This is a genomic window from Marinoscillum pacificum (assembly GCF_024714495.1).
Taxonomy (GTDB): Bacteria; Bacteroidota; Bacteroidia; order Cytophagales; family Cyclobacteriaceae; genus Marinoscillum; species Marinoscillum pacificum.
Map to the genome: position 1 here is coordinate 212793 of NZ_JAMZMJ010000008.1, position 13674 is coordinate 226466.

A 13674-nucleotide genomic window follows, 5' to 3' on the forward strand; every position below is an offset into this window, starting at 1 on the left:
TTCCCATTTATCCAAACGATTTTACCTGACCTTATGGGCTAGTTCTTTACCTACCCAGGTGGGTAGTTTTTATAATAGATTAATTGTCAATCAATTAGAAGTGATCTGAACGGCATACTTCAAAGCTTCCTTTCGGTTCGAAACGCCTAGTTTTTGATAGATGTTCTTGAGGTGGTACTTAACTGTGTTCACCGAAAGGTGTATTTCATCTGCAATTTGGTTATTGTTTTTATTACTCAGTGCAAGGTTCAGTATCTCAAATTCCCTATCTGTTAATGTGTCTTGAAGTGAGTCATTGATTTGCTCTTTTACGATACCTACTTCTTCTGGTTTGAACTCCAGAATTCCTTTTATTCTCGCTCTTAGCTCATTGATTTCGGCTTGTAAAACCTTCATTTTCATCCGTGATCTTATAATCACAATGGTTAATGCAGCAATGGCGACAATGACGATAAGAATCCCAAGTAAAATCAAGTTTCTAACTTCTGCTTCTCGCTCAGCCAGGTTGGCTTTTGTCACTTCATTTTCCATCTGAAGCAACTGATTTTCGCTTTCGATTTTCTCTGCATCATATCGGACACGCATTTGCTCGGTCGCTCTGTTAGTTTCCAGGATGGCAATAGAATCACCTATTGTTTTCACCAACTCAGCATATGAATACGCCTTTGAGAAATTATTCATTGCATCATAGGTCTTGGCGGTTTTTTCATAAGCTAAACGAAGCTCATAAAGCAATCCCAAATCTTGTGTTAACTGAACATTTTTAAGCCTTAGAACCAGCTCATCAGAGTACTTCTTCAATTGGTGATATGAATCTGCAATGGTCGAATTCGCCAATACCATGTTGCCACCGACAGGATAAGCCTCCAAGTAGTCTCTCGCATTTATTCCCCACTTTAACGCCTCTTTATACTTACCCAGACGGTTATTTATTCGAGCTAGTTGAACCCATTTATTGGCAACGTGGACGCTATCACTCTGCACACTGTAAAGTGATATGGACTTCTGAGTATAGATAACAGCACTATCCCAGTTTTCAGCTTCCATATAGGCCTCAGCTAGCAGTCCATATCGTTTAGCCAATGAATTATAATTCCCAGAACTAATAGCCAATATGTCAATAGATTCATTGTAATATTTTACGGCCGCCTGAGGTCGTCCCGTTTTAAGCAGAGCATTCCCCATCATGGTCAGATCAAAGCCAATAGCCGATGTATCCTTCCTCAAGACATCTATTTCATAGGCTTTTTGCAACAAATCCATTGACTCATCTAGCTTTCCTTGTGTCAAAAGCGTGGTAGAAATATTGTAGTAACAAACCGCTATTTCTGCTGAATCCCCGAGTACAAATGCTTGCTCTAATGCCGATCGGAAATATCTCTCTGCTTGCTGATCCAGGCCCAGTTCGCGATAACAAAAGCCTGCATAGCTGGTAGACTCTTCTTTTATCCTTCGGTTTTCAAGGTTATCAATCCCCGGTTGCTCTAAAGACAACAGGTAATTTCGCAAAGACTCTTTCAAGTCTCCAAGAAAATAATAGACATCCCCACGTTTAGAATAGTAATAAGCCCAGTTGGACTGTTGCGTCTCATCTGCAATTACCGAATCACACAACGCCAATGCCTCACGATACGATTCAGAATCAATTAACTGTTGCACTTTGGGGACAGGCTGTGCTTGTAGTATAGAGACAAACAACCAGCAAACAATAAGAAAGATGTTATGCCTTTTTAGCCACATACTCGAAAGCTTCTTTACGGTTATTGACACCCAGCTTGGCGTAGGTGTTTCTTAAATGAAACTTCACTGTACTCACCGATATGAATAACTCCTCGGAAATTTCAGAATTCGTTTTATTTTCTAAGCTCAATCGTAATATTTCAAACTCCCTTTCTGTCAAGTCATTATGGAGTTTTTGGTTGAATTGATCCAAGCTTATATTGATAAAAGTATCGGATGAGGACTGAATTTCCATGACTCGTTTTTGAAGGGCCTCAATCTGCAATTCCTGAGCTTCGCGTTCAGCCACGTGTCGTTTATGACGTAGCGTGAAAAAAACGATGACCAATATGATCGTCAAAACACTTCCAATACCTATTGCTAATTGAGCATTTCTACTTCTAGCAAGGTTGGCTTCATGCAACGAGTTCTCCAAACTTAATTGCTCTATTTCTGCTTCCTTTTTCTCTGTCTCATATTTAGTCTCCAGTTCAGCTATTCTCGACTTCACTTCCACTCCGCTAATGGAATCGTTAATTGCCAAACTAGCATTTCGATGAATTAATGCTTGTTTATAGGACTGATTAGTCATATAGATTTGATAGAGTAAATCATGAGCCTGACCAACACGATCCATAAAACCATTAGCAGAGGCTAACTCTAGTACCTCCTTTGAAAATTGTTCAGCTTTATCAAACTGATTGATCGTCAAGTATAATTCTGCAATCGAAGCTTTAGCAAAAATGATATCCTCCGTATTTGAAATGGCCATAGCCAGCCGCTCACTGACCTGAAACTCTTTAAGTGCCTCCTGGTTAAGATTCTGTCTTTGCAAAATCCCACCTAAAGTATTTTTAGCATAGAGAAGCATGATGGTATCTCGCTCCTCCGCTAGTATTTGCTCCGATACTCTGAGATGTTCAATACTCCGTTGGAGACTATCCATATCCATATAAATAATTGCCAACCGCAGATTACTAACTCCAACTCCATGATTAAGACCTACAGATTCAGAAAGGGAAATAGCCCGCTCCATATATTCGATAGCAGACGAAAAGTCTTCTAACTGGTAAAATACTCCAGCTGCATTCCCTATAATTTTAATGATTTTGATTTCTTCTTCATCCTTGGTTTCCGCTAGCCGTAATGCTTTATGAAATTGATTCAGAGATTCTTCAAAATCACCACTAGACATATAGACCAACCCTTTGGTGTTCCAGGCATCTATCAAAACTCGGCTACTGTCATTGGCTAACGCCTCTACTTGACTGAGGTAAAATAAAGAGGAATCGCTCCGCCCCAGTTGGCCATATGCAATACCCATAGCTAAATAAAATTGAAGTTTAAGCGAGTCGCTAACTTGACTCAGATCTTCTTTTATCTTGCCAAGAGCTGCAATACTCACATTAGGGTTTTGGGCATCATGTGCGCGTTTTAGTTCTTGTTCAAAATCCTGAGCATACAACGAAGAAGAGCCAAATAGAACAAAGGCTATTAAAACTTGAAGTAACAGTTTCATAAGTAAGATTAGGGCGTATATGCTAAAATAACCAAAATCATGATTAACACCCTTTAACAACACTTAACTGTACTTAACAATAATACTTTCTAATGTTGTATCATCGACTCAACTGACTAATGAAAAGTATACTATTCACCATCTTAACGCTATGCGGATCCATCTACCTGGCGAATAACCCACCACAGGAGGTCATTAAATTAATTGACCTGGCAGGTCAACTCAAATACAAATTAGCTACCAACTATTGGACTGATCTAGGTGAATCCGAAATGCCGCTATTGCTTATTGATGACGAACAGGAATTTGTATTTAACACTTCAGTAAATGATTCATCATTCATCCAAAACAGCAATGACTATCCATCCAGACCAGCTTCGTTCAACAAACAATTTCTAGCCACCTTTCCATTGCTCAACAGCAAACCAACCATCGTAGTGGGCACACCCGAAAACACAGGTAAAACTCCAGAAGCCTGGACAGCAACACTCATGCATGAGCATTTCCATCAGCTTCAAATGAATCACCCAAAATACTACGTCACACAAAAAGCTCTCAATCTTGATAAAGGTGATCAAACTGGCATGTGGATGCTTAATCATCCATTCCCATATGAAAACGAACAAGTCAACAAGCAAATGAAAAACATAGCTTTCAACTTATTGTCGACAGATTCTATGGATGTCCAATTCGTGCTGAAAAAGCATCAAACAGAGAAAGCAAAGCTTCATCAAATCATAGGAGATGAACACTACAAATACTTAAACCTACAGCTTTGGCAGGAAGGGTTTGCACGTTTTGTAGAAATGGAATTGACCAATGAATGGATTGATCATTTTGATGAAATTGAGCAAAATCAGTTCTCAAAAATTGACATTCAAGAACTATCAAAAGATCAAAACCAACAACTGGTTGTTCATTTAACTAAAAGCTCTCCCAAAGAACTAAAACGTGTGTATTTCTATGCACTTGGAGCAGCAGAAGCAAAGCTAATTTCTAAGACAAACCCGAAGTGGAAAGAACAATATTTCGATAGTCTATTTACAACTGATCACTTGATAAAGCTTCAGGACTAATAGGTAATTACAGCTCATAAAGCTCCAAAGGAAGATCATCAGGATCTGCAAAAAAGGTAAAACGTTTACCGGAATATTCATCAACTCGAATATCTTCAACTTTCACCCCACATTGCTCCAACCAGGCTTTGCTTGCTTCAATATCATTTACCTCAAATGCCAGATGCCTCAATCCTGCAGCTTCAGGCCTTGAAGTTCTTTCTGGAGGATTGGGAAAAGAAAATAACTCAATCACATAATGTTCATCTATGGCTAAATCTAGCTTATAGGAATCTCTTGCCTCTCTGTACACTTCCTGAATAACTGTTAGCCCAAGAATCTCCGTGTAAAACTTTTTAGATCGCTGATAATCCGAACAAATGATGGCTATGTGGTGAACTGATTTTAGCTGAAGCATAAGTAAACGGTTAAATGAAAAGAGCCACTGATGAGTGGCTCCAAAATCTTAGCAAATCAAAAAATTAATATTTCTGAATATTAGGGTCGATCTCATCTGCCCAGGCAAGGATGCCACCTTCCAAATTATAGAGGTTATCAAACCCATGCTGTTGCTCTAAAAATTGAATAGCATTAGCACTTCTTTTACCACTACGGCAGTGAACCACTACTTTTTTATCTTTTGCAATCTTATCTGCATTGTCAGGAATAGTAGCCAGTGGAATCAACTCTCCACCAATTTCTGCTACTTCATATTCATTCGGTTCACGAACGTCAATTAGCTGAAAATCATCCCCACTATCCATCCACTGCTTCAACTCTTTTACACTAATCTCTTTCATGTGTTATGCTATAATTATGTGCTGTAATTCAATTTATTGTTTAAAACTACTCATACTAAAAGCAAAAAGTTGTTTTTATCATCAATTTGCTGATTTAGCTTTGGCCTCCTGAGGAATCTATTCAGATTCTCAATGGAGCCTTAAAGATAAATGCGATGAGTGATAAAAAGTTCGAAACAGCTGCAATAAGACATCAATTAGAGCGATCTAACCAAAAAGAACACTCGGTGCCAATCTATGCAACCTCAAGTTTCAAGTTTGAAGATGCTGAAGATGCGCGCTCACTTTTTGCTGAAGAGAAAGAAGGAAATATCTACTCTCGCTACTCCAACCCGAATAACGACGAATTCATACAGAAAATGTGCCTTCTAGAAGGCGGTGAAACAGGAATGGCCATGGCCTCTGGTATGGCAGCTATGTATACCAGTATGGCAGCTTTCCTCAGCAGTGGCGATCATGTGGTGGCTTCAAGATCACTTTTTGGCTCTACTCACCAGATTTTGACCAAACTATTGCCAAAGTGGGGCATCACCTCTACTTATGTAGACATTTTGGATGATGAAGGTTGGGAAAAAGCCATCACTCCTAAAACTAAAATGATCTTTTTAGAGACTCCTAGCAATCCTGCATTGGATCTAATTGATCTGGAGAAAATTTGTCAACTGGCCAAATCAAAAGGCATTATTGTCAACGTAGACAATTGCTTTGCAACTCCTTATTTGCAAAACCCTATCAAGTGGGGTGCTGATATTGTGACACACTCAGCGACTAAATTCATCGATGGTCAGGGCAGAGTATGTGGAGGAGCCATCATTACCTCGGAAGAGCTTTTCCCTGAAATAAAATTTATGGCTCGACATACTGGACCGTCAATGTCACCTTTCCATGGTTGGATTTTATCTAAAAGTCTGGAAACACTTGCTGTCCGGATGGATAAGCACTGTGACAATGCATTGAAACTTGCTTCACATCTGGAAGGCAACGATGCACTTAGCCAGGTACGGTACCCGTTTCTTCCATCTTTCCCGCAGTATGAACTTGCTAAAAAGCAAATGAAGCAAGGTGGTGGTATTGTTACGTTCGAACTGAAAGGGGGAATAGAGCAGGGACGCAAATTCCTGGATGCGTTAAAAATGATCTCGCTATCAGCCAACCTTGGTGATACCAGAACTATAGCTACGCATCCAGCCTCTACCACTCACAGTAAACTATTAGAGGAAGAAAGATTGGCTGTGGGTATTACTCCAGGGTTAGTTAGAATTTCTGTCGGTCTAGAGCATATCGATGATATTATTGAAGACATAGAGCAAGCATTAGTGGCATCAAAATAAAGATGCCCTAATGCCAATAGTAAATGATCTGTAAGTGTACATGCTATTGGCTCTATCAATGCCCGATACCGTATTTTCTACAGGCTGAGTTCTACCATCATTAATACCGAACGATGTGCTTGCCAGGTTGTAGTCCGGACTATTGCCTGGATATGAACTGACCGTAAGCAAATTATTTGCAACCAGATACACCTGCACGTTACTCAACTTGGATGTTGGGTCACTTTTCACCTGATAAGAGAACTCAATATTGGATAGCCTGACAAAAGAAGCGTCCTGAACAAAATAATCAACGATGTATCGATCTCTAACTTGCTCTATTTCTCGATAGCTTTTTAGAAGATTATAAGTATTAAAACTGAGTGCGTTGGGTTGCTGCATAATTGCTGATTCATTCACTAATTGGTGACCAACAGCACCTGTAATCAAAAAGCTCAATCGGTAGCGATCCATACTGAACTCGTTGTTCCATCCAAACGTCAATTTTGGAATTGCCTGACCAACTATTTGCTGGTCTCCATAAAAATAATCAAAAGCGCCATTCCCATTTTGATCCAAGAAATTCCAACTTCCCTGCCCGTCTGGACCATTCACTTTCACAGCTGTAATCGAGCCAAAAGGTTCTCCTTGTTTGTAATAATTAAGAACAGGAATGGAGGTCAAATTAAAGACATATCCATAATAAGTACTATCCAGGTTGATATCGTTATCACCTTCTAGACTTTTCCATTTGGAGGCAAAAGTCGTCATGACCAAATTTGAACTCCACTTAATCCGCTCATTAATGTCTTGCTGATAACTAAGAGTTAGTTCCAATCCCTGGTTAGCTAATTTTCCAAAATTGCTATTCATTGGGCTAGCGTATTCCGGCTCTCGTGGACTTCTGTAATTGTGCAATCCAATCATTTCAGTAGCTACTTTCCAATACCATTTCACATCCACACCTAGTCGTTGATTTTTGGATCTCCAATCAAAACCAATGTCTGTGTTCTTGACCACCTCATTCTGCAATGATGAATTAGGCAGTTGATCAACAAATCCTTCAGGGCCATCAATTCTAGCAGACAAACCTTCTCTGTATGGTGTTAAACCTGACTTACCATGACTGAAGATGAAAAAATTAGACCCTCCGAATCCAAGCAACTTGGTCACATTCAATCGTGAATTAACCCAGGGAAAATGTTGCAGTCTATTATCCGCAGATAATGCAGAAGACGCTTCCAACCGATTACCTACCGAAAGATTCCATTTATCGGCAACTCCCATATCTGCTTGCAATGACCCTCCCATTAAAATCACATCATCATTATCGCTATCTGTTCTTAATTGTTTTCCTTCCAAATTCAAGACAGTTCTTGTGGTTGAAAAATCTTGTGAATAGATCTGATTATCAAAGGCCAGTGTAGGTTGAATCCACCAGTTTCCTGACTCGAGCGTCATTGATAGATCACCTCCAACTTGCGTCAATCGATATTCTCTGGACTCATCGTAATAATCATTGTACTCTCCTCTGTAATAGGATTCCTCATCAAACCTTTCTTCAAGCATAAAGTCTGAATAGGATTGCCCTACAAAAGCATTCACCTGAAGTTTGCCAATATTGCTTGACAACTTTAATTGGTTCTGTAAATTAGTTTTCACCAATTCATTGGTACTTAATCCAATAATAGCTTTGGGATTAAAACTATCGTAATAAATGTACTGATAATAGTCCCCTGACTCAAAATAGACAGGCATTGTAGGAGGCGCTGTTTGAGCAAAACGTGTTACCTGTACAAAGCCTGGGTCTCCCGTTTGACTGTTGAACGCTCCATTGTATTGGACTTTTAAGAATTTGGAAACGTTCAAACTTAAATTCAATGAACCATTGATCCGATCATAGCCCGTTTCCTGCTGTATGCCTTGAACTCCACGATAGTTCACACTTGCTCTATAATTCAATGCTTTGAATCCCTGACTAAATGTAACTCCGTGAGCATGCGTAAATGCAGGTCTGGTAGTTTCATCTACCCAATCTGTTTTGGCGCCTAAATCACGTCCACCTGCAGCCAGATAACTGTCAGCATTCAGTACTTGCTGCCGATAAATCTTCGTATCCACATTGGCAAAGCCATGATAATTAATTTGGAAATCCTTGCTAAATCCTTTGGTCGTAATCTCTATAACCCCAGAAGCTCCTTGCATACCATATTTAGCAGTTTCAGCACCACGCAATACTTTAATGGATTGAATATCATTTGGGTCCACAAAATCATAGCTGGGTATAATCAATCCGTCCAGTACGATTAATGGATTCGCTCTTCCATTAAGCGTATTAAAACCTCGGACACGGATTTCATAACCACTTAAATCAGTCGTGTTTGATTTAGATACCAGCATACCTGGCACCAAGCCATTAATCATTTGAATTGGCGTTTGAATGTTGCCTGATAACAAAGTAGAATCGGCAATTTCACCAACCGAAGTTTGAGCCTTAATAGATAAAGGCAATAGGACAATTAGTCCACAAGCAAAGAGTGGAAGTTTCATCATTTATGGGAATTTGGGTAAGATCAATATAGCCAAAATTCACGATTACACATACCTGCTCTTCACAAATCTTTCACATAGACCATTAATCAACTTATCTGCTCACCAGTCATTCTATTGACTACCAAATAAAGGAAACGTGCTATTTTGAAGATTGGATTAACTATTACCTAATTCGATAATCATGAAAATAAAATTGTTTTTTGCGTTTCTAGCAGGCTCATTTATAGCCTCATCTCAGTCTTTAATCCTGAAACCCAGCATTAGCCCCAATGGAGAAACTATTGCTTTTTCTTACCAGGGAGATATCTGGACCGTACCAAGTACTGGAGGAAGAGCAGACCGTCTGACCATTCATGAAGCCTATGATGCTTCACCAAAATGGAGCAAAGACGGTAAGCAAATAGCATTCGAAAGTGATCGTTATGGCAATTTTGACATCTTCACTATTAGAGCTTCGGGCGGTCTCCCTAGTCGACACACTTTCCACAGCAGCAATGATCAAATCACTGATTTTACGGCTGAAAATGAAATATTCTTTACAACAAGGAGGTTGTATTCTCAGGTAGAATGGGAAAATGAGCTTCAAAAAGTAAACACCACTGGTGGAACCCCTTCAATGGCATTAGATGCCCTGGGATATGATGCAGTACTTTCTCCTGATGGCTCTAAAATCGCATTTGTAAGAGGAACCTGTAGACTGGAAAGAGAAGCTTATCGTGGACCAGCCAATAGAGACTTGTGGATTTATGATATCAATAAAGATGAATACACACAACTGACAGATTTTGATGGCAATGATCATAGTCCACAGTGGAAGGACAACAACACGCTTTATTACCTAACTCCAGAAAGTGGTCGATACAATATTCAAGAGTTGACTATCGGCGGCAGTTCTTCTCAGGTCACCACAGAATCTGAGTTTGGAATCAATTCATTCAGCGTAAGCACTAATGGCACTATAGTTTATCAGGTTGCTGATCAGGTTAAGCTTTTTAAAGTAGGATCAACACCTGCTGTTATGTCTATTGATGTCAATTCAGATAATCGTTTTGATCAAAACATCACTAAAAGTATCAGTAATCAAGTTGATGACTTTGCTATTTCTCCAGACGGCAGGTACACAGCTTACATCACTCGCGGTGAAGTTTTTGTGAGGATGAATGATAAGGAATTCAACAGAAGCGTCCGAATCACCGACTCACCTTCAAGAGAAAGAAACGTTCAGTGGCTTAACAACGAAACATTACTATTCACATCCGACAGAAACGGTCAGTACGATATCTATGCAGCTAAGTCAGCAGACTCCAATCAAAAAGACCTGTTCAAAACATTAAAACATGAAGTATTCCGAGTGACGAACACCCCTGAAGACGAATCAAACCTGGTGGTTAGTCCTGATCAGAAAAAGTTAGCCTACCAGCAAAATAGAGGAATACTGAAAGTATCAAATATCAGTGAAGCTGCTGCCTTATCCAATACTGTTACTTTACAAGATCAATGGGATTCTCCAGGGAGAGTGAGCTGGTCTCCAGATTCTAAATGGGTTGCTTATTCTTTGTCAGACTTGAACTTCAATGAAGAAATATTCATCCATGCCGCTGACAATTCTAAGCCACCAGTCAATGTATCCATGCACCCGAAAGGCGACTCCAATCCTGTCTGGAGCAAAGACGGGTCTAAGCTTGGTTTCCTTTCCTCACGAAACAATGGCGATGTTGATGTTTGGTTCGTCTGGTTGAAAAAAGAAGATTGGGAAAAGACCAAACTTCAGAGAGACTGGTATCCGGAAGAAGAAGATAAAGCCAAAAAAGACTCAGATAAGGATAAAAACAAAGAAGAAGCTTCTGAGACTCCTACCATTCAAATTGATTTCGATAAAATATATAATCGACTGAGCCAAGTAACCTCCTTCGCTGGAAATGAATCGGATTTCACATTCGACAAAAAAGGAGAGTTCATTTATTATACCCTGGGCTCTGCGGGAAGAATGAACTATGAAGTGGAACGCAACCTGTATAAAATCAAATGGGATGGATCTGACAATAAAGAAATAGCAGGAGGCAACCTAAGGCCAAACGGCTTATCGCTAGACAATGATGGAAAATACATCTACCTCGTTTCTAGTGGAGGAAAATTGGAGCGTATCAAAACAAGTGATGACAAGAAAGAGACACTTTCTACTTCCTCCAGCCTAAATATCGATTATGTGGCTGAACTCAATCAAATTTTTGAAGAAGGTTGGAGAGCACTAGATCAAGGTTTCTATGATCCAAACTTCCACGGCTATGACTGGAAAGCGTTGAAAGAAATATACAAACCACTAGCACTTAAGGCGAGTACGAAAGAAGATTTTACGTACATCTACAACCAAATGCTCGGACAGCTGAATGCGAGTCACATGGGACTAAGAGGTGGTGAAAACCCGAAAGAGACACAATCTCAGAGAACCGGTCTTTTAGGTATTACTGGAGTGAATACTTCCAAAGGTTTTAAAGTGACTAAAATTCTTCCAGGAAGTCCTGCAGACCGATCTGAAAGCAAACTTTTAGTAGGAGATCTCATTACTTCAGTCAATCAGGAGCCCGTAACAGAATCTACCAACTTTTACTCATTGCTTGTCAATGAAAACAAGAATCCAATTCTGCTAGAAGTCAGCAGATCAGGAAAATCACAAGGAGTCATCATCTGGCCAGTCACCAGCTTGAGAGATGAATTATATGACGATTGGGTGGAAACAAGAAGACAGCTAGTAGATAAATACTCCAATGGCAAACTGGGCTATTTACATATCAGAGGAATGAATTGGACGAGTTTCGAGCGATTCGAAAGAGAGTTAATGGCAGCTGGATATGGAAAAGAAGGCATTGTGATTGATGTTCGCTACAATGGCGGCGGATGGACCACAGATTATTTGATGGCTGTATTAACAGTCAAGCAGCATGCTTATACTGTACCGCGTGGAGCTGCAGAAAGCCTGGAAGATGAACACTTAAATTTCAAAGAAACCTATCCCTTCTCGGAGCGACTTCCACTGGCGGCATGGACCAAACCATCCATTGCCCTTTGTAATGCCAATAGCTATTCCAACGCTGAAATTTTCTCCCATGCCTACAAAACTTTAGGGTTAGGAACACTTGTTGGACAACCAACCTTTGGAGCTGTTATTTCAACAGGAGGATATGGATTGATCGACGGTTCTTATGTCAGAATGCCATTTAGAGCATGGTACGTAAAAGCAACTGAAGAGAATATGGAACATGGTCCTGCGGTACCGGATATTATTGTACCGAACCCTCCTGCTTACAAAGCAAAAGGAGTGGATCCTCAATTAGAAAGAGCTGTAAGTGAGCTACTTAATGCCATTAGATAAACTATCATGTGAAAAATTAATTAGTTACAATTAACACTTTTTAGACTGGAGTTTATAATTTCGATCTTTTAATTCATTAATTGCCATGAGATTATTCCTAATTTATAGTTCCATAGTCTTCATTTCTCACTATTCGAATGCACAAAATGGAGTTGGTGTAGGAACCAATGACATTGAATCCGATGTAATTTTTAAAGTTCATAGTGAAGAGACCAATTCCGGAGTATTAATCCCGAAAATGACTTCAGATCAAAGAAAAAGTGGGTGGGTAAAAACTGATGGAGTAATGGTTTTTGATACTACAAATGATGCTTTATTCTATTTCAACAACAATAGCTGGCACCAACTTGGCTCACCAATTGGCTCTATAATAATGTGGTCTGGTTCTTCAGTTCCTGAAGGGTGGGCTCTATGTGATGGAAGCTGGTATAATCCTGATGACAATACAGACATTGGGACTGAGTCAGAAACCCGAACTAGAGAAATTCCCAATTTGAGTGGTCGGTTTATTGTCGGATTTGATGAGGACAAATCTGACTATAATACCATTGGAAAGACAGGAGGTCTTGAAATCAATGAGCTAGATGTGAATGACATTCCAAAACATAAGCACAACATTTCTGGAACTATAACAGGAGGAAGTCACTCTCATTTAGTTCATGACCCAGGTCACGTTCACAAAGTAAGAGGATATAAAGCTGATGGGGGCGATAATGATATTAAAAGAGGTAGTGGAAAGAATGGAGCAGATTTCGACTCGAAAAGTTCCCCTACAGGAATAACAATCCCAAGTTCAGGAAGCCATTCACATAGTGTTAACTTAACTATGAGTGATGTAGGCACTGACAACCCTGAATTAGAGAACCGTCCACCATATTACGTTCTTGCTTACATCATCAAATTATAACATAAAAAAGAGGCTGTCTCAAAAGGCAGTCTCCTTTTTTATAAAAAGAAAGCCGGGAACAATTAAGTTCTCGGCTTTTTTTGTGACTAACTGATTAAATTAGTCGTGTGCGTAATTCAAATTTAGTCTTTAAAGATTACACTCCATCGCAAGTGATGCTACTTCCTCCATCCCTTGAGGAATTAATAGAAGAAAATCATCCGGTACGGGTGGTTAATGCTGTAATCGACCAAATCAATGTGGAACCTTTATTGAAGCAGTATAAGCCTGGAGGAACTTCGGTATATCATCCTCGGATGCTATTAAAAGTGCTTGTTTATGGATATCTGACCAATATTTACTCGTCCAGAAAACTGGAAGCTGCTTTAAAAGAGAATATCCATATGATGTGGCTTTCGGCAATGAATCGTCCAGATCATAATACAATTGCCCGATTTAGAA

Annotated in this window: 10 protein-coding genes; 5 read left to right on the top strand and 5 right to left on the bottom strand. The window is 39.6% G+C overall.

The window, feature by feature from the left end:
* Window positions 1–90 precede the first annotated feature (90 nt).
* Window positions 91–1659, bottom strand: a complete 1569-nt coding sequence (locus NXS00_RS18145; RefSeq protein ID WP_258100678.1) for a tetratricopeptide repeat protein — start codon at window positions 1657–1659, stop codon at window positions 91–93.
* Between the two features lie 61 nt (window positions 1660–1720).
* Window positions 1721–3238: a tetratricopeptide repeat protein gene (locus NXS00_RS18150; RefSeq protein WP_258100679.1), complete on the bottom strand. Its 1518-nt coding sequence runs from the start codon at window positions 3236–3238 to the stop codon at window positions 1721–1723.
* Between the two features lie 119 nt (window positions 3239–3357).
* On the opposite strand from NXS00_RS18150, the gene NXS00_RS18155 reads away from it, so the two are divergent.
* Window positions 3358–4314 carry a hypothetical protein gene (locus NXS00_RS18155; RefSeq protein ID WP_258100680.1) on the top strand — a complete coding sequence of 319 codons (957 nt, stop codon included), beginning with the start codon at window positions 3358–3360 and terminating at the stop codon, window positions 4312–4314.
* 7 nt (window positions 4315–4321) lie between these two features.
* Here the strand turns inward: NXS00_RS18155 and gloA2 are convergent, their stop codons facing one another.
* Window positions 4322–4711, bottom strand: coding sequence for an SMU1112c/YaeR family gloxylase I-like metalloprotein (gene gloA2, locus NXS00_RS18160; RefSeq protein WP_258100681.1), 390 nt, complete (start codon window positions 4709–4711; stop codon window positions 4322–4324).
* Between the two features lie 64 nt (window positions 4712–4775).
* Complete coding sequence (locus NXS00_RS18165) at window positions 4776–5093, bottom strand: rhodanese-like domain-containing protein (RefSeq protein WP_258100682.1); 318 nt, start codon at window positions 5091–5093, stop codon at window positions 4776–4778.
* A gap of 155 nt (window positions 5094–5248) precedes the next feature.
* On the opposite strand from NXS00_RS18165, the gene NXS00_RS18170 reads away from it, so the two are divergent.
* On the top strand, window positions 5249–6424 hold the full coding sequence (locus NXS00_RS18170; RefSeq protein ID WP_258100683.1) for a trans-sulfuration enzyme family protein: 1176 nt from the start codon (window positions 5249–5251) through the stop codon (window positions 6422–6424).
* Here NXS00_RS18170 and NXS00_RS18175 read toward each other — a convergent pair.
* Window positions 6416–8956 (bottom strand): TonB-dependent receptor plug domain-containing protein, encoded by a 2541-nt coding sequence (locus NXS00_RS18175; protein ID WP_258100684.1) that lies wholly within the window; start codon window positions 8954–8956, stop codon window positions 6416–6418. The two genes, NXS00_RS18170 and NXS00_RS18175, sit on opposite strands and share 9 nt — an antisense overlap.
* Before the next feature lie 181 nt (window positions 8957–9137).
* On the opposite strand from NXS00_RS18175, the gene NXS00_RS18180 reads away from it, so the two are divergent.
* From NXS00_RS18180 to NXS00_RS18190, 3 genes are all read left to right on the top strand, one after another.
* Entirely contained in the window at window positions 9138–12326 is a 3189-nt protein-coding gene (locus tag NXS00_RS18180) for a S41 family peptidase (protein WP_258100685.1), read from the top strand.
* Between the two features lie 85 nt (window positions 12327–12411).
* Window positions 12412–13233 (top strand): tail fiber protein, encoded by an 822-nt coding sequence (locus NXS00_RS18185; protein WP_258100686.1) that lies wholly within the window; start codon window positions 12412–12414, stop codon window positions 13231–13233.
* Between the two features lie 107 nt (window positions 13234–13340).
* A partial coding sequence (locus tag NXS00_RS18190; protein WP_258100687.1) for a transposase occupies window positions 13341–13674 on the top strand: 334 nt, incomplete at its 3' end.